13 protein-coding genes are annotated in these 17971 nt (G+C 71.6%); all 13 read right to left on the reverse strand.

All coding sequences use genetic code 11. The features are described from left to right. From ACOKM3_RS01410 to ACOKM3_RS01470, 13 genes are read right to left on the reverse strand one after another with little or no spacing between them, the layout of a single operon-like run. Nucleotides 1-1026, reverse strand: a complete 1026-nt coding sequence (locus ACOKM3_RS01410; protein WP_426896035.1) for an NAD-dependent epimerase/dehydratase family protein — start codon at nt 1024-1026, stop codon at nt 1-3. A gap of 3 nt (nt 1027-1029) precedes the next feature. Then, nucleotides 1030-1707, reverse strand: a complete 678-nt coding sequence (locus ACOKM3_RS01415; protein ID WP_426896037.1) for a PIG-L deacetylase family protein — start codon at nt 1705-1707, stop codon at nt 1030-1032. Further along, the gene (locus ACOKM3_RS01420) at nt 1704-2498 is read right to left on the reverse strand and encodes a glycosyltransferase family protein (RefSeq protein WP_426896039.1); all 795 of its coding nucleotides are present in this window, start codon (nt 2496-2498) and stop codon (nt 1704-1706) included. The genes ACOKM3_RS01415 and ACOKM3_RS01420 overlap by 4 nt, the downstream gene beginning before the upstream one ends. Further along, on the reverse strand, nt 2495-3745 hold the full coding sequence (locus tag ACOKM3_RS01425; RefSeq protein WP_426896041.1) for a class I SAM-dependent methyltransferase: 1251 nt from the start codon (nt 3743-3745) through the stop codon (nt 2495-2497). Before ACOKM3_RS01425 ends, ACOKM3_RS01420 begins: the two co-directional genes overlap by 4 nt. Further along, nucleotides 3742-4992 (reverse strand): glycosyltransferase, encoded by a 1251-nt coding sequence (locus tag ACOKM3_RS01430; RefSeq protein ID WP_426896043.1) that lies wholly within the window; start codon nt 4990-4992, stop codon nt 3742-3744. The genes ACOKM3_RS01425 and ACOKM3_RS01430 overlap by 4 nt, the downstream gene beginning before the upstream one ends. Before the next feature lie 2 nt (nt 4993-4994). Continuing rightward, nucleotides 4995-6230, reverse strand: coding sequence for an O-antigen ligase family protein (locus ACOKM3_RS01435; protein ID WP_426906660.1), 1236 nt, complete (start codon nt 6228-6230; stop codon nt 4995-4997). 1 nt (nt 6231) lies between these two features. Beyond that, nucleotides 6232-7767, reverse strand: a complete 1536-nt coding sequence (locus tag ACOKM3_RS01440; RefSeq protein ID WP_426896045.1) for a right-handed parallel beta-helix repeat-containing protein — start codon at nt 7765-7767, stop codon at nt 6232-6234. Nucleotides 7768-7783: 16 nt separating this feature from the next. Then, entirely contained in the window at nt 7784-9721 is a 1938-nt protein-coding gene (locus tag ACOKM3_RS01445; protein WP_426896046.1) for a heparinase II/III family protein, read from the reverse strand. Further along, nucleotides 9718-11889 carry a bi-domain-containing oxidoreductase gene (locus ACOKM3_RS01450; protein ID WP_426896047.1) on the reverse strand — a complete coding sequence of 724 codons (2172 nt, stop codon included), beginning with the start codon at nt 11887-11889 and terminating at the stop codon, nt 9718-9720. The genes ACOKM3_RS01445 and ACOKM3_RS01450 overlap by 4 nt, the downstream gene beginning before the upstream one ends. Before the next feature lie 18 nt (nt 11890-11907). Beyond that, the gene (gene asnB / locus ACOKM3_RS01455; RefSeq protein ID WP_426896049.1) at nt 11908-13842 is read right to left on the reverse strand and encodes an asparagine synthase (glutamine-hydrolyzing); all 1935 of its coding nucleotides are present in this window, start codon (nt 13840-13842) and stop codon (nt 11908-11910) included. 3 nt (nt 13843-13845) lie between these two features. After that, on the reverse strand, nt 13846-15363 hold the full coding sequence (locus ACOKM3_RS01460; protein ID WP_426896051.1) for a Wzz/FepE/Etk N-terminal domain-containing protein: 1518 nt from the start codon (nt 15361-15363) through the stop codon (nt 13846-13848). Further along, on the reverse strand, nt 15360-16727 hold the full coding sequence (locus ACOKM3_RS01465) for a Wzz/FepE/Etk N-terminal domain-containing protein (protein ID WP_426896053.1): 1368 nt from the start codon (nt 16725-16727) through the stop codon (nt 15360-15362). The genes ACOKM3_RS01460 and ACOKM3_RS01465 overlap by 4 nt, the downstream gene beginning before the upstream one ends. After that, entirely contained in the window at nt 16724-17971 is a 1248-nt protein-coding gene (locus ACOKM3_RS01470) for a glycosyltransferase family 4 protein (protein WP_426896055.1), read from the reverse strand. Before ACOKM3_RS01470 ends, ACOKM3_RS01465 begins: the two co-directional genes overlap by 4 nt.

Raw genomic sequence — 17971 nt, forward strand, 5'->3', positions numbered from 1 at the left:
TCACGGGCGCCACCGCAGGGTGTCGTCGACGGCGCCGGCCTCGGACGCCGCGCGCAGCACGGCGAGGCGGGTGAAGCGGCGGTCGAAGTCGTCCTTGGTGAGGCCGAAGTTCCGGTAGGCGTCGCAGAGTTCGAGCGCGCCGCGCTTGACGTTCCACTCGCAGTCGAAGCCGGGTATCGCGGTGCGGAAGCGGGTGAAGTCGACCCGGTAGGAGCGCGGGTCGGCGCCGTTCTCCCCGGTGATGCGCACCTTCGCCCCCGACACCGCCTCGGCGACCTGCTCGGCGATCTCGGCGACCGTGACGTTGTTGGTCTCGCTGCCGATGTTGAACGCCCGGTCGTGCACCGCCTCGCGGGGCGCGCTCAGCGCGGCCGTGAAGGCGCGGGCGATGTCGGCGGCGTGCACCAGCGGGCGCCACGGCGTGCCGTCGGAGAGCACCAACACCTCGCCGGAGAGCAGCGCGTGGCCCACCAGGTTGTTGAGCACGATGTCGGCGCGCAGCCGCGGCGAGAAGCCGAAGGCGGTGGCGTTGCGCATGTACACCGGGGTGAAGTCGTCGTCCGCCAGCGCGTGCAGGTCGTCCTCCACGCGCACCTTGGACTCCGCGTACGGGGTCACTGGGCGCAACGGGGCTTCCTCGCCCACGAGTTCGTCGCCGCCCGCCGCGCCGTACACCGAGCACGTCGACGCGTAGAGGAAACGCTTGACGCCGGCCTCGCGGGCCAAGCGGGCCAGGTGGACGGAGGCGTGGTGGTTGATGTCGTAGGTGAGTTCCGGCGCGAGCGAGCCGAGCGGGTCGTTGGAGAGCGCCGCCAAGTGGATCACGGCGTCCACCCCGGCCACGTGTTCGGCGGTGACGTCGCGCAGGTCCACCCGGTGCCCCTGCGGGTCGTCGGGGGCAGGGCCGAGGACACAGTCGGCGAACAGGCCGGAGTCGAGGCCGACGACATCGTGTCCTGCGGCCTTGAGGACCGGGGCCATCACGGTGCCCAGGTAGCCCTGGTGTCCGGTCAGTAGTACGCGCAAGGTTCAGTCCCCCAGAGTGAGGGCGCCCGCTGCGGGAGCGCCCAGGTCGAGCGTGAGTTTGGTGACGGCGAACGCCTCTGCGTAGCGCTCGTGGCATTCGATGCCGCGGATCCGGGCGAGGCCGAGAAAGGCCTCGCGGTCGTACCAGGGGCGGTGCCGCTGCGAGGCGTAGTGCTCCTGCAGCAGCCGCACCTTGTCCTCGGCGATCTCCGGTGCGAGCGGCTGGTACGCGGACATCCGGCCGAGGTCGCCGTCCCACTTGACGATCTCGTAGCCGAGCACGAGGTGGTCACGGAAAGCGGTGGGTATCAGCTGCGCGAGGCCGCGGTGGTCCTGGTGCGCGTCGTCGGCGCGCGGGGCGAGGACGAGGTCCGGGTCGGACTGCAGGCGCAGCTCCTCGACCGCGGACTTGGCCTCCTCCCAGTGCGCGGGCAGCCGTCCGTCGGGCAGCTTGTGCACGGTCAGGCGCAGGTCGGCGCCCGGGCAGAAGGCGGCGAGCGCGGCCCGCTCCTCCTGCTCGCGCCCGGTTCCGCCGCCGGAGAGCACCAGTGCGTCGACGCGCAGTCCGGGGTGTGCCCGGCACAGCGTCAGGAGGGTGCCGCCTGCGCCGATGGCGATGTCGTCGCAGTGGGCGCCCACCGCGACGATCCGGCCGGGGCGGCCGGCTCCGAGCCGGATCACGCGCTCACCCCTGCGTCGTCCCGCTCCCACACGGCCCACGGGCGGTCACCGCGCGTGTAGCCGGCGTCGAGCGCGGCCCGCTCCTTGACGGTGTCGGTGGGCTTCCAGAAGCCGCGGTGCTGGTGCGCCACGAGGCGTCCCTGCTTGGCGAGTTGGGCGCAGCCGTCGGCGACCAGGTCCCCGTTCTCCGGGATGTGGTCGAAGACCTCCTGGCGGAGCACGAAGTAGCCGCCGTTCTCCCACAGCGGCATGTCGCTGACCGCGGTGATGCCGCCGACGAGGCCGTCCTCGCCCAGGTCCACGCAGTGGAACGAGGACTGCGGCGGGACCACCATCATCGACGCGCCGGCGTCGCGCACCGCGAACCGGTCGACCATCTCGTCGAGCGGGGCGTCGGTGAGCACGTCGGCGTAGTTGGCGAGGAACATCTCGTCGCCGTCGAGGTGGTGGCGCACCCGGCGCAGGCGTTCCCCGATCGGGGACTCGATGCCGGTCTGCGCGAAGGTGATCGTCCAGTCGGCGATGTCATTGGACAGCAGCTCGGCCCGCCCGTTGCGCAGCACGAAGTCGTTGGACGTCGTCTCCTCGTAGTTGAGGAAGAAGTTCTTGATGTGGTGCGCCCCGTAGCCGAGGCACAGGATGAACTCCTTGTGCCCGTAGTGCGCGTAGTAGCGCATGACGTGCCAGATCAGCGGCCTGGGGCCGACCATCGCCATCGGCTTGGGCACGTCGTCGTCGGCGCCGCTGCGCATCCGCATCCCGTAGCCGCCGCAGAACAGAACGACCTTCATGCTGTTACCTCTTTCGCGGGCACCTCGACGACGCTCAGTTCCGGGATGGGGAAGACGAGGCGGCCGCCCCACTCGTTCACGAACGACAGCTGCTCGGTCAGTTCGGCCCGCAGGTTCCACGGGAGGACCAGGACGTAGTCCGGCTTGTCCTCGGCGATCCGCTCGGGCGGCAGGATCGGGATCCGGGTGCCGGGGGTGAACCGGCCGTGCTTGTAGGGGTTGCGGTCGACCGTGTACGCGAGCAGGTCGGGGCGGATGCCGCAGTGGTTGAGCAGCGTGTTGCCCTTGCCGGGCGCGCCGTAGCCGACGACCGTCCTGCCTTCCTCGGCCGCTGTGATCAGGAACTTGAGGAGGTCGCGGCGGACCTTGGCGACCCGGGCGGAGAACTCGGTGTACCCGGACAGCTCCTGAAGGCCGGCCTCCTTCTCCCGGGCGAGTACGTCGACCACGCGCTGACTCGGCTCCCCCGCCACCTCGGCGGGCCGCGCCCACAGCCGGATGGAGCCGCCGTGGGTGGGCAGCAACTCGACGTCCACGAGGGCGAGTCCGCCGCTGGCGAGCGCCCGGATCGCGGAGGCGACCGTGTAGTACTGGAAGTGCTCGTGGTAGATCGTGTCGTACTGGTTCTCCTCGATCAGCGTCAGCAGGTGCTGCACCTCGATGGAGACCCAGCCGTCGTCGGCCACCAGGGCGCGCAGGCCCTGCGTGAAGCCGACGACGTCGGGGATGTGCGCGTACACGTTGTTCGCCGCGACGAGGTTCGCCGGGCCGTGCTCCTTGCGGACGTCCGCGCCGACCTGGGGCGACAGGAACTCGGTGAGCGTGGGCACACCGTTGTCGCGCGCGGCGGCGCCGACGTTGACGGACGGCTCGATGCCCAGGCAGCGGATCCCCCGGTCCACCACGTGCTTGAGCAGATAGCCGTCGTTGCTCGCGACCTCGACCACGAAGGCGTCGGGGCCGAGATCGGCGCGCTGAACGGCGTCGGCGACGTACGTGCGCGCGTGCTCCACCCAGGACGTCGAGAACGACGAGAAGTACGCGTACTCCTTGAACGTCTCCTCCGGCGTGATCAGCGGCGGGATCTGCGCCAGCCAGCACTCGGTGCAGACCCGCAGGTGCAGCGGGAACGCGGGCTCCGGCGCGTCCAGTTGGTCCGCGGCGAGAAAGCTCTCGCACGGCGGTGTCGCCCCCAGATCGACGACGCTCGCCAGCGTCACCGAGCCGCAGAGTCGGCACTGTGTCATTTACTGCCCCCCATTGATTCCGTCCCCCATGTGTTTCCTTGTGCGGTGTTTCCTTGTTCCGACCGGCCCGCGATCGCGGAGCGGTACTCCTCTTCCAGGCGCGCGAGCCCGACGGCCGGGCTGAAGCCCTGCTCGTAGCGGAGCCTGGCGGCCTGTCCCATCTGCCGGTTGGCGGCGGGGTCGGCCGTGATTCGGCGCAGGCAGGACGCGAGCGAGGTGCGCTCGCCCGGCCGGTGCAGCAGCCCGGTGCCGCCGTCCTCGACGAGTTCGACGAACGCGCCGTGCCCGGACGCGATGGCAGGGACCCCCGCCGCCATCGCCTCCGCGACCACCAGGCCGAAGGTCTCCGGGGCCAGCGAGGGCGCGACCACCGCGACCGACCGGGCGACAGCCTTGCGGACCTCGTCCGGTTCGAGCAGCCCGACGTAGCGCACGTCGTCCCGGCCCTCCGCCCAACCGCGCACCTCGCCCTCCAGCGGTCCGGAGCCCGCGAGCACGAGCGGCACGCCCACCCCGCCCTCCGCGGCGATGATGTCCCAGGCGGCCATGAGCACCCGCACGCCCTTGGCCTCCGCGAGGCGGCCGAGGTAGAGCAGTTGCTCACCGTCGCCCTCCCTGCCGGCGCCCGGGTCGGGTACGAAGTTGTGCTTCACGGTCAGCAGCTCGGACGGCAGGCCGGAGCGCACCAGGACGTCGCGCTGCGCCGCGGAGATGCAGAAGAACCGCTCGACGCCCGTCCACCACCGCCGCCGGTTGACCGTCAGGTTGACCGCGAGCGGCACCGTCGCAAGGCGGGAGCCCCGGTAACAGCCGTGCCGCACGGCCGGCAGCGGCAGCCGCGAGCCGATGCAGTCCGTGCACAGTCGGCCGTCCCGCTGGAGCGTGCCGGGCGGGCACACCTGGTAGTAGTTGTGCAGCGTGGCGACGGCGGGCACCCCGGCGTCGGCGCAGGCGGCGAGGACCGCGGGCGACAGCAGCGGGAAGACGTTGTGGACGTGCACCACGTCGGGGCGGTCGGCGCGGAGCTTGGCGGCCAGTTCCTTGCGGACCGCCGGGTTCCACGGCACGAGCAGCGGCACCGCGACCTTGCCGAGCAGCGACCGGTCCGCGATGTCGTCGCTGCGCCGTTCGAACAACTCGACCCGGTGGCCCGCCGCGCGCAGCAGCGCGACCTCCTCGTCGACGACCCGGTTCTCACCGCTCGGCTGCCCCGAGGAATAGCGGTTGTGCACCACGAGTATGTACATGGTCAGCTCACCTCCCGTTCCCTGGCCCAGCGCGGGGTGTACCGTCCGGGCACCGGGGGTGCCTGGAACGGGGCGGCCTCCGCGGGGACCGCCAACAGCGTTGCGGCCAGGGCCAGATGCAGCAGATACGGCGAGGCGTCGCCCAGGCCCGCCTCGGTGTACGACGACAGGGCGACATAGCTGATCAGGAAGATCGCGCAGGCCCTCTGCAGCGACGGCGGCCGCAGCAGTGCGACGCCCCCGAGGACGATGAGGACGGCCGCGACGAGGGTGACACCGATGAGGCCCTGTTCGTTGTAGGCGGCCAGCCAGCTGTTGTCGATCGGCAGCCCGCCGAACGACTTGTCGCCGAGGCCCACGCCGAAGAACTGCTCCGCGTTCGACCGGGGCGCGGCCAGCAACGCGTCCCAGACCTTGGCCCGGCCGGTGAGGCTGGTGAAGTACTCCTTGTTCTGTCCGCGCAGGAACCACGCCTGGAGCGCGGAGGCGAAGCCCACGCCGGCCACCGTCACCACGAGCACCGACCACGCGAAAAAGCGGCGGGCAGCGGCACTGGTCAGCAGCAGGGAGCAGATCGCCAGCACGAGCCCGGCGAGCAGGCCGACCGTGGCCGTCCGGGTGTGGGTGAGCGCGAGCAGCACGAGGGACGGGACGATGACCACCACCGCGCTCGTCCTGTCGATCCGGCGGCCGACCAGCAGCAGCACGGTGAGTCCGATGATCACCGCTGTGTACTGGCCGATCTGCGGCGGGGTGAGCGGCCACAGCGCGCCGACGAGCCGCCCGCCGTACAGCTCGGGCATCGCCGCGCCCGGTGAGACGGCCAGGCCCACGACCACCGTCAGGAGAATCCCCGAGTACATCCGGATGTGGTACCGGACGAAGGTCAGGCTGCCGTCCCACCAGCAGCTCAGCAGCCACAGGGTACCGATGAAGAGCGCGAGGCGGGTGCAGCGGAACAGCCCGCCGGGGCCGACCCCCAGGCTGGAGATCACGCTGGGCACGAGCAGCAGGGTCAGCAGGAACACGAAGGCGCTGGGCCTGATCCGCAGCCGCCTGTTGAGCGCGAGCGCCAGGGCGAACGCGGCGACCAGCGAGCCCATCGTGATCAGCTGGATGACGGAGCGCGGCAGCGGAAGGATGGTCTTCGCTCCCGCGGAGCCCATGGTGTTGATGCCGAGCAGCAGCCAGACGATGCCGACGGACTTCGGTGTGGCGGGTGTCTGTCGTTCTTCCATCTCAGCCACCGGCCTTCCGGCCGAAGGTACTGCCCGCGTCCTGCTTGTACGGCGCGTCCTGCCAGTCCCCGCGGTCGATGACCCGGCTCATGTCCTCGACGACGAAGGTCCACGGTCCGCGGTACGTGTTGTCGTGCCAGCGGTTGTCCTGCTTCAGGGTGATCGCCCGGGCGACCCGCTTGCCCTTGTAGGGCGACCAGTCGGGATAGGAGCCGTAGACGGACAGGATCCCCATGCGGCCGCAGTTGTCCGTGCACTTGACGACGGAGGTGTCGAGGACGAAGCGGTTGTCGTGGATGTCGACGCGCTGGGTCTTCCACCGGCAGTCGTCGTAGAGCGGTGGCTTCGTGATCGCCGGCCGGGCGCAGGTCTTGACGTCCTTCACCATCGGCGTGCACTCACCGGTGGACGTGTTGGCGGGGCTGTTGCAGAACCGGTTGGAGTTCTCCCAGAGGGTGATGCCGTTCCAGTTGTTCTCCATCAGGTTCCGATAGATCTCGAGCTTGTCGGTGCGGGCCTTGACCCGTGGTTCACCGCCCGCCTCGGAGATGTAGATCGTCCCGTACGGGAAGCTGTCGCCGCGCTTGGCCGGCTTGCCGCCACTGATCCAGTTGTTCTTCCGCATCGTGTTGTCCCGGATGACCGCGTTGTAGCTGGTCTCGTACATCAGGGCGGCGCCGTCGTTGGCCTCGATCAGGTTGTCCTCGATGAGGAAGTCGTTGTTGTTGTTGTCGGCCCAGATCCCGACTCCGCGGTTGTCGTGCACCCAGTTGCCGCGGATGTCGGCGCTTTTGACGGCCCAGAACTTCATGCCGGCGGTGCAGCCGCAGCCGGGCTGCTTCTTCTCCCAGTTGTCGGTGTTGTTGCCGACGACCTCGTTGTCCTCGATGACCAGGCCGCGGGCCGTGTCGCCTTCCTTGTAGCCGTTCACGCCGTACTGCCCGTTGTCGCGCAGGCAGTTGGAGCGGATCTTCTGGCGGTCGCCGGTCATCATCCCGGCGCCCGCGTTGCGCTGGATCGTCGAGTGCTCGATCACCCAGCCGTCGGCCGAACCGGGGTTGACGACGCCTTCGTTCTGCTGCGGGACGAAGCGCTCCACCGTCAGGGAGCGGATGACGACATCACGGGCATGGCCGCCGAACGCGTACTGGTTGACCTTCCGGCCGTCGAGCACCGCGCCGGGCGCGCCGATATAGCGGTTCCCCTTCTTGGGGATGACCTGTGCGTAGCGCGCCGACTCGAGGCGGTGCTTGCCGGGCCGCAGCCAGAACGTGGTGCCCGCGGGGTTGCTCTTGGTCTTCTCGGCCAGGTCGTTGACCTTCTTGGGGTCGACGGTGACCGCGCCCTTCGGCGCCTTCTCGGGCCCGCCCGACGGTTTGTCGCAGACGCGGGCCACGGCCGCCCTGGCCCCCGACCTGCTCGGCGACGCCGACGCCTTGGATCCGGCGTCCGACGTGCTCGTGCAGCCCGTCGCCGCCAGCAGGACCAGCGTCAGCGGTGCCGCGGGGCCCGCCCAGTGCCGCCACTTGATACCCACGTCTCTCCCCTCCCCTCTAGCCCAGGAACCTGAGCACGGTGGTGAACTCCCCCGCGCCGTCGGCTGATCCGCTGCCGATCAGCGTCGTGGCGGGTTCCTTGCGGCCGAAGCCGGCGGAGTACCAGCCCAGCGGTGGTTCGGTCTCGCCGCGGTGCGCCTGCCAGGTCAGCCGGTCGGGCAGCTCGATCTCGGCGGAGCGGTCCTCGCCGTCGCGGGTCCAGGCCAGCAGCGCCCGGGTGCCCGACAGCTCCGCGGTGACCTCCGGCCCGAGGTGGAACGCCAGGCGCATGTCGCGGCGCGGCCCGTCCACCTCGTCGACGACTGTCAACTTCTGTGTCTCTACGTTCAGTTCGACGCGGCGGCGGTGCACGGCGGGCCGGTAGCCGTCGTGTTCGGCGCGCCAGCGGTCCGCGCCCGCCTCCAGGACCTCGGTGCGCGCATGCCGGGTCCACAGGAACGGGCCGCCGGACTCGGACTGGTCGGCGCCGTCAAGGTCCAGGGTGTTGTGGCCGACGGTCGAGCGGAAGTAGCGCCGCCACTCGGGCTGCCCGTGGTAGCAGTACGTCCCCGGGTCGGCGAGGACGTCGACGCCGTCGTGCCGGACCTCCACGGACAGCGCGTCCGCGTGGGCGTGCGCGGCGATCGACAGGAAGCCGTGCGGTCCGCCGTCGCAGCGGCACCAGATCTCGCCCGCCCTCCCCTGCCCCCGCAGGATGGTGAGCCCTGCGTCCGCGAAGTGCGCCGGTCGGGCCGCCGGACGCCGCACGGTGGGTGCGCCGGGCTTGATCAACGCGGCGAGCAGCGGGGTGCGCACATCGGTCGAGGCCACCTCCGGCCACCAGTCGAGCCGGCCGAACACGGCGTCCCCGGTGGCGAGGAGCGAGCCCCAGCGGTCGGTGCCCGCGCCGTCCACCATCAGTCCGTGTCCGTCGTCCGCGTCGCCCTGGCGCGGCGGCCGCAGCCGGTTGTCGACGACGGCCGCGAGCGCGTCGGTCATCCGCAGCAGCACGATCCGTACGGTCGGGGGCAGCGGCACTCCGGCCGCGTCCGCCTCGGCGACCGCCGCCAGGCCCAACTCCAGGACCAGGCCGTGGTATTCGGTGGCCAGTTCACGGTTGAGGCCGGAGTGGAAGGTGTTGCCGCGCAGGTGCCGCTCCAGCGACTTGAGCGCGCCCGCCCGCCAGCGCCGCGAGGAGGGGAACCAGTCGAACGCGCAGGACGCCGCGAACTGCCCGGCGGCCTCGGCGATGACGTGGTTGTTCGCCGATGAGCCACGGCTGGGGAACGCGGCGAGCCAGCGCTGGTGGTGCCAGATCTGGTGCACCGCCACGGAGTTGTCCTCGAACAGGTCGAAGACGCCCGGCCAGCCGTCGAGCAGCCGCCGGATCCACACCCAGGACAACAGCCGGATGCCCAGCTCGATGCCGCTGATCCAGTGCACACCGCGCAGCGGCGGGTTTGCCGCCCACCACGACCGCAGGTGCTCGGCCACGCGCTCGGCGTACCGCTCGTCCCCGGTGAGCGCGTAGGCCGCGGCGAGCCGGGTGAGGTACTGGTGGCGGGACGGCTCCCAGATCTGCTTGATGTCACCGACCACGTCCTCGTCCCGGTACGGCACGCCGAACGCGTAGCCGAACGGCGCCCGGCGGCCGGTCTTCGGGTCGTGCCACCAGTCCGGGTCGACCAGATCGTCGCGGACCACGCCGAAGAACTCGGCGTGCCCGTACATCAGCCGGTCCGCCTCCGCGACGAGGCGCTTCACGGCTTCCGGCGGCACCGCGGCGAGCGCCCCTTCGGGCAGGACCGCGGTGAACCGGGCGCCGGAGACGCTCGGGGAGACGGGCCGCGCGGAGCGCCAGCGCCGCCTGCGCGCCGCGTCGCCCACCCGGCCCGCGACCTCCTGCGGCCCCATCCGGGACAGGCGTCGCAGGTACCAGCCCGCGCTCATGGTCATCGCGGCCCCGCCAAGGTGACGGGCGCGCCGCCGGCCAGTCCCGTCTGCACGGCGAGGGTGGCCGCCGTGGTGGCGACGAGCGACTCCAGCGGTACGGGCATCGGGCCGCCGGTCCGTACGGCCCTGATGAACGAGGCCAGTTCGGCGTTCTGGCCCTTGTCCCGGGCCTTGGGGAGCCGGGAGCTGACCCAGCGCTTGCGGCCGTAGACCGACGCGCGCACGAAGTCGTCGAGCCGCAGCGCCCTGCCGTCCGCGACCAGGTCCAGCGTCTCCTTGGGGAAGGCCGCCGGGCCGGAGGTGACGTAGCTGATGGTGGCGGTGGACCCGTCCGGGTAGCGCAGCACGACCTGGAGGTCCTCGTTGCCGGACGTGGCGGTCGCGTACACGGAGACGGGGTCGGCGTCGAGCAGCCAGCTCGCCGTGTCGATGAAGTGGCCGCCCTCTCCGGCGAACCGGGAGCCCTCGGTGCCCTGTTGGAGGTACCAGCTGCCGTGGTCGAGCCGGCCCGCGTTGACCAGGTAGCGCAGGTGTGCAGGGCCCGAGCGGGCGCCGAAGCGCTGCTTGGCCTCGCGCAGCAGCGGCGAGAACCGGCGGTTGAAGCCCACCTGGAGGCGGTCGTTGCCGGACTCCTCCACCGTGGCGAGGACGCTCGCCAGCTCGTCCTCGCTGAGTGCGAGGGGTTTCTCCACGAACACGGTCTTGCCGGCGAGCAGGGCCTGCCGGGTCAGGTCGGCGTGCGAGCTGTGCCGTGTGACGACGAACACCGCGTCGATGGACTTGTCGCCGAGGACGGCGTCGAGGTCGGTGGTCGCCTCGGCAAAACCGAACTTGCGCTGCGCGTTGGCCGCGGACAGGGCCGTCGTGGTGACGACGGTCGCCAGCTCGACGCCCTCGCGGCCCGTGAGGTGCGGCAGCAGCATCGACGTCGCGTAGTTCCCGGCGCCGACGAACGCGAGGCGCACCGGCGTCCTGGCGGCCCGCACCGGACCCGGCCGGGCGCTCACCGCGGGCACGCTGACCACGGGCGCCTCGGCCTCCACGGCCTGCTCGGGGTAGCGGAACAGCGCGGTGATGGCCTTGAGTTCGCCGTCCTTCAGGCGCTGGTACGTCTCCACGGCATCGTCGAAGTCGGCGACGTGGGTGATCAGCGGCTCCACGTCGACCCTGCCGCGCGCGAGCAGGTCGAGGAAGCACGCGAGGTTGCGGCGCTCGGTCCAGCGCACGTAGCCGATCGGGTAGTCGCGCCCCTCCAGCTCGTACGACGGGTCGTAGCGGCCGGGACCGTACGAGCGGGAGAACCGGACGTCGAGTTCCTTCTCGTAGTACGCGTTCCAGGGCAGGTCGAGGCGGCACTTGCCGATGTCGACGACGCGGCCGCGGTCCCGGCAGAGCTTGGCGGCCAGTTCGACGGGCTGATTGCTGGAGCCGCCGGCCGCCAGATACACCTGGTCGACCCCGTGGCCGTCGGTCAGTTCGGCGACGGCCGCCGCCACGTCGGCGGACTCCGGGTCGCCGCAGGCCGCGGCGCCCTGCCCCGCGGCGAGTTCGCAGCGCGCCGGGTCGGGGTCGACGCCGACGACGCGGACTCCCGAGGCGGCGAGCAGCTGCACCACCAGCTGGCCGATCAGGCCGAGGCCGATGACGAGGGCCGTCTCGCCGAGCTGCGGCTCGCCCTGGCGGACGCCCTGGAGGGCGATCGAGCCGACGGTGCCGAAGGCGGCGTGCCTGGGCGCGACGCCCTCCGGCACCCGCGCGTAGAGGTTCTTCGGCACCCAGTTGAGCTCGGCGTGCAGCGCGTGCTCATTGCCGGCGCAGGCCACGAGGTCGCCGACCTTCACGTCGTCGACACCGGCGCCGACCTGCTCGACGACCCCGCACAGCGAGTAGCCGAGCGGCGTGTAGGAGTCGAGCTTGCCCATCACCTTGCGGTAGGTGGCGGGCAGGCCGTTGGTGGCCACGCTCTGCATGACCTTGCCGACCTGGTCGGGCCGTGAGCGGGCCTTGCCCAGCATCGACATGCCGGCCTCGGACACCTTCATCAACTCGGTCCCGGTCGAGATCAGCGAGTAGCCGGTGCGCACGAGCACGCCGCCGGGCTTGCACCCGGGCACCGGCACGTCCAGCACCGCCAACTCGCCGCTCTTGTAGTTCTGAACAACTTGCTTCACCCGAACTCCTCTGAATTCCTAAGCTGTTGACCGAGTGCTCTTGTCGGACCCAGAGGTCGCGTCGCGATACCAGTACTCGAGAGTCAGTACGTGCCACAGATGCTTGGAGTAGTCGCTCTGCCCGGCGGCGTCAGCGGCGGCGAGCCGCTGCAGCGCGTCGCGGCGCAGGAACCCGGACCTGACCAGCTCCCCGTCGTTGATCACCTCGCGCACGAGCGGCGCCAGGTCCCGGCTCATCCAGGCCCGCAGCGGGGCGCTGAACAGGCCCTTGGGCCGGTGGACGATCTCGCGGGGCAGGATCGAGGTGGCCGCCTCCTTGAGCACGGCCTTGCTCTGCCGGCCGACGATCTTGCGGTCGCCGGGGAAGGCGAACGCCGCCTTGACCACCTCGACGTCGACGTAGGGCACCCGCACCTCCGTCGACGCGGCCATGCTCGACCGGTCGGTGTACGTGAGGTTCAGGCCCGGCAGGAACATCCGGGCGTCGGCCAGGCACATGCGGTTCACGAAGTCGTCGAGCTCGTTGTCCTCGTAGACGTCCGCGTGCTCGGTCAGCACGTCGTCGACCGTCCCGGCCAGGTCCGGATTGACCAGCGCGAGCAGCTCCGGCTTGTCGTACATGGTGTAGCTGCGCCGGAACGCGGTCTCCTCCGGCAGATCGGCGAAGGAGAGGAACCGCTTGGCGAAGCGCACCGACCGGAAGCCGCGGCGCGACGTGGCGACCGGCAGCCGGTCCACGGCCGCGGACACCCCGCGCCGCAGCGGCCGGGGCACGCGCTGGTAGCGCAGCGCGATCAGGTTGGCCAGGTGCTTGCGGTATCCGGCGAACAGTTCGTCGGCGCCCATCCCCGAGAGCATCACCTTGACGCCGGCCTCGCGGGCGGCCTGGCAGATCAGATACGTGTTGATCGCCGCGGGGTCGCCGATCGGCTCGTCCAGGGAGTGCGTCATCTGCGGCAGCAGGTCGAGGACGTTCGGCGCGATCTCGATCTCGTGCAGGTCGACGCCGAACCGCTGGGCGACCTGCCGGGCGTAGCGCAGATCGTCCGGCATCGCCTCGAACTTGGCGTCCTCGGCGCGGAATCCGATGGTGTACGCGGAGATCCCCGGCTGTTGGCGGGCCGCGATCGCGGTCAGGTAACTGGAGTCGAGGCCGCCGGAGAGGAAGGTCGCCACGGGCACGTCGGACATCAGGTGTCGCTTCGTCGACTCCTCGACGATGGCGGCCAGGTCCGGCTGTTCACCGCTGCGGTACCGTTCCTGGCCCTCGGCGGCGACGTCCTTGAGATTCCAGTAACGGCCGCGCTCCACCTGCCCGTCGGGCCGGAATCTCATCCAGCTGCCCGGCGGTAGCTTCTCCGCCTCGCGGTACGCGCAGCGCGAGTCCGGCACCCAGTAGTAGAGCAGCGAGGCGACCAGCGCCGCGTCGTCCACCTCCAGCTTTCCTCCGGTGGCGGTGGCGAGCGCCTTCAGCTCGGACGCGAACACCAGGCCCCCGCCCCGTCGCAGCAGGAACAGCGGCTTGATGCCCAACTGGTCGCGTACGAGCACCAGTTCACCGGTGCGCTCGTCGAAGATCCCGAACGCGAACATGCCGCGCAGCCGGGGCAGGCAGTCCGTGCCCCAGCGCCGCCAGGCCTCCAGGAGCACCTCGGTGTCGGAGGTGCCGCGGAAGCGCACCCCGGCGGACTCCAGCTCGGCGCGGAGCTCGGGTGCGTTGTACAGCTCGCCGTTGTACGTCAGGGCGAGCCCGTCGCGGACCATCGGCTGGGCGCCGGTCTCCGACAGGTCGATGATGGAGAGACGGCGGTGCCCGAGCTGCACTTCGCCGTCGCCGACGGGGTGGCCGTAGCGGCCGGCCCCGTCGGGCCCGCGGTGGGCGAGGGTGTCGGTGAGCCGGTCGGTCACGACCTTCCCGTCCGGCCACCGGTAGGTGCCTGCGATGCCACACATGTGCTAGCGAGCCTCCTGGTCGTTGTCCGCGCCCCGTGCGGCCCACGCGGGCTTGCGCTCCGTGCGCCGGGGGCCCGAACCGTTCTGCCGGGCCTGCCGGTCGCCCCGGCCGCGCAGCGCGGTGTGCAGGCCGTCCCAGAGCGTGCCGTCGGTGCGGTCCCGGGGGTCCGGGTCGATGAGCACCACACCGATCACCGGGATGCGCTGCTCGGCGAGCTGGCGCGCCACGGTGTGCAGCCATGCGGCGCTGCCGTACCCGGCCCGTACGACGAGCACCGTCTGGGTGCCGAGGTACTGGAGGTCGGTCCACGCCGTGCCGGGCGCCACCGAGCCGACGCCGATCCGGCGGTCCTGGGGCGACAGGGCCGCGGCGTGCTCACCGCTGACGACCCTGGGTCCGCCCGGCTGCGGGCGGTGGTCGGCGAGCTGCGGTCCCGGCAGTCCGTCGATGACGACGACCGGGCCCTCCGCCGTCAGGGCCCCCGCGAGGTCCAGGGCGATCGCGCTCGTGCTGTGCGCGCAGCCCAGTTCGAGCAGCGACAGCGGTTCCGCGGAGCCGTGCACCGTGCGGGCGAGGGTCGCGGTCAGCCGTTCGCGTGTCGCCCGCGTCCCCCTGCGCCGCCACGGCCTGCCGGAGCGCCGGGGCAGCTCCGCGATGATGGAGGCGCCCAGGTTCGCCGAGATGTCCCGGCGCAGCACGGGGCGGTCCGCCACCACGGCGCCGACCGCGGACAGGGCGAGCCCGAGGACCAGGCCGAGGACGAGGCCGATCGCGGCGTTGGTGGCGGCCGACTTGGGCAGCGAGTGCTCCACCGCGCGCGGGGCGTCGACGATCTGCGTACCGGCGATGACCTTGGGCGTGCCCGTGCGTGCCTCCGCGGCGCGCTGGTCGAAGTCGGCGATCCGCGAGTTGAGTTCGGCGCGGCGGGAGAAGAGCGATTCGGTGCCCGCCGCGTCCTTCGGCTGGTCCTCCGGCGCACCCTGGCCGATCTCCTTGTTGACCCGGGCGAGCTCCTCCCGCATCCGGTCGCGCTGGTCGAGCAGGGCCTGGGACTCCGCCTTCGCCGCCGCCCGCATCCGGCGCACGTGGTCGGCGACGAACGCGTCGGCGATCGCCTTGGCCCGGTCCACCGCCAGTGCCTCGCTGTCGGCCGTCACGTCGATCTGGAGCACGTTGTTGGTCAGGCCCGTGCCCCGGTAGTCCCGCATGAAGTCCTCGGGCCTCTCCTGGGACTTGAGGGTCTGCAGGGCGTCCTTGGCGATGCGGGTGGTTCCCAGTACCTCGATGTCGGTGCGGATGAGTGTTCCCGTGTCGTTCGGCTGGTCCTCCGCGTGCGCGACCAGCACCTTGGTCATGGCGCTCGGCGGGGGCGGCATCAGGACCGCCACCGCCGCGCCGGCGATCAGCCCGAGCAGCGCCAGGGCGCCCCACAGGCGGCGGCGCCTGCGCACGGCGACCACCAGCGCGTGCAGATCGAACAGCGGGGTGCCCGCCGACTCCGAACTCCTGCTCGTCGTCACGCCGAGCCTCCCGTCGCGTGGCCGCGCACCGCGAGTGCGGGCGTGGCATGGTCCGGCGGCTGCTCGGCCGACCCGGCGGGGCGGACCCTGACCGGTCCCGCCACGACGATGCCGACGATCTCGTGCCTGGCGTCCGCACACGCCTCGGCGATGCCGGTGAGCTCCTCGGCGGTCCAGCTGCCGGCGCTGAGGACGACCACGGCGCCCGACTCGGCGCCGCGGTCCGGCACGACCGGCCGGTCCGCCGGCACCACGACCACGCGCAGCACCGGATCGCCCTTGGCCTCGGCGACGAGCTGCCCCGCGGCGCGCAGTGCGAGCTCGTCGCCGTCCGGTACGACGACCAACAGGCGTCGTGCTGAAGCAAGTTGGGCGCGGATACGGGTGCACACCCGCCGGTAGCGGGTGCGCCTCGCGGCCTCGTCGCCGGACCGCTGCGGAGCGGGTACGTCCCACCGGGTGTCGGTGCCGAGCAGCCTGCGCAGCCCGGCCCGCGCACCGCCCCCTTGGGTCGACCGCGCCCGTTGCTCCCCCGGCACGTCGACCGCCCCGAGGACCGTCGAGCCGAGCGCGGAGGCGATCTCCTGCTCGGTGCGCAGCCGGCGGTTCATCCGGGCGGCGGTGAGATGGCCGATGACCGCGAGCAGGAGGAACAACAGCGCCCCGGCTACGACGAGTTGCGTCCTCGTCGGTGGTGACTGACCGGTGGGCCGGGCGGCCGGGCCCATGACGACCATGCTCGCCTTGTCCGTCGCCGGGTCGGCCTCCTCCAGCTTCTTCATGGCCGCCTCCAGCGAGTTGCGCAGGTTCTCCAGCGCGGTGCGGGCCTGCACACTCTCCACGGTCCCGCCCGCGTCGGCCCCCTCGGCCAGATCGGTGATCCGGCGGTTGGTCTCCTGCACCTTCTTGCGCAGCGCCTCGGGTCCCGCGGCCGCGTCGGCGTCGGTCGCGCCGCCCGCGATCCGCGCGGAGAACGCGACGAACTGCTGGGCCACCCGGTCGGTGAGCTGCTGCGCGCGGTGCGGGCTCTCGGCCGTGCCCGAGATCGTGATGATGTTGCCGTCGGCGGCCTTGGCGGCCACCCGGTCGCGCAGGTCGGTGCCGTTGACGCCCGACCAGTCGAGCTTGGCCGCCGCGCGGTCGACCACCGACGAACTCGTCGCGATGTCCACCTGGGTGAGCAGCTCGCGCTCCTCCCACTGGCCCGGCAGCAGCACCGAAGCCGACGCCGTGTACCGCGGCGGGAACACCACGGAGATGCCGTAGCCGACGAGCGCGCCCACCACGGTGAGGACGGCGAGAAGCCGCCACCTTCTACGGAGAATCCGGCCGATCGTGACCAGGCGGATCGTGTCCTCGCTCAACGACCCCGCCTCCTCCTTGCCTGGGTGGGACCGCGCCCCGCCACCGCGGCGGCGTAGGCGGCGATCAGCGACTCCTGCGAGTTCCGCCACGACAGCGGCCCGCCTATCCGCTCCTGTCCGAGCTTGCCCATCCGGGCCCGCTGCTCCGGGTCGTCAAGCAGCCGCGCGACGAGACCGGCGAATTCCGCCTCGTCGTTGGCACGCGCGTAGACCGCTGCCTCACCTGCGGAGACGCGCGCCTCTCTCAGATCGAACGAGACGATGGGCCGGCCCATGGCCATGTACTCCAGAACCTTGTTCATCGTCGACACGTCGTTGAGCGGGTTGCGCGGGTCGGGCGAGAGGCAGACGTCCGCGGTGGACAGATAGCGCACCAGGTCGGCGTCCGGGATGCGCCCGGTGAACTCCACCTGGTCGGCGAGCCCGAGCTCCCGGGACAGCTCCACCATCGCGTCGAAGGCGTCACCGGAGCCGACGAACACCGCGTGCCAGTCGGTCCGCCCGAGTTCGTCGCGCAGCTTGGCGAGGGACCGCAGCGCGTAGTCGACGCCGTCCTGGGGGCCCATCACGCCGAGGTAGCACAGCAGATGGGGCTTGCCGCGCTTCAACTCCGGCTCGGGCGGCACCGGTTGGAAGCGGTCGACCTGGGGCGCGCTGCGCACCACGAAGACGTCCTCCGGCCGTTTGCCGCCGCGGCCGAGCGCGACGTCCCGGTAGCTCTCGTTCGTGGCGAGCACGACGTCCGCTGCCCGGTAGGTCCGCCGTTCGAGGGCGCACACGGCGCGGTACAGCAGGTCCTCGCCGCGGTCGAACCGGGACAGGTACAGCTCGGGCACCAGGTCGTGCTGGTCGAAGACGAACCGCGCGCCGCGTCGCCGCAGCCAACGCGCCGCCAGGAACAGCAGGTCCGGGGGGTTGCAGGCGTGGACGACGTGGACGGGTCCCACCTTGCGGGCGAGCCGGGCCGTGTGCCACAGCGCCGATCCGTACTCCCGCAGATAGCCGGCCGGTCCCCCGGTGGCGGCGCGCAACGGGTAGCGGTGGATCCGCACCCCGTCGATCACCGTCTCCGGTTCCGTGTCCCGCTTCGTGCCCTGCGGGCAGATGACGTGCACCGTCCAGCCCGCGTCGCGCAGCGTCGTGCACTCCTGCCACACCCGCCGGTCGAAGGGGACCGACAGGTTCTCCACCAGGATCAGGGCGCGCCGCTTCGGCCCGCCGCCGGGGGTTGTCTCTTCGTTCAT

The organism is Streptomyces nidicola (genome assembly GCF_050106155.1).
Taxonomy (GTDB): Bacteria; Actinomycetota; Actinomycetes; order Streptomycetales; family Streptomycetaceae; genus Streptomyces.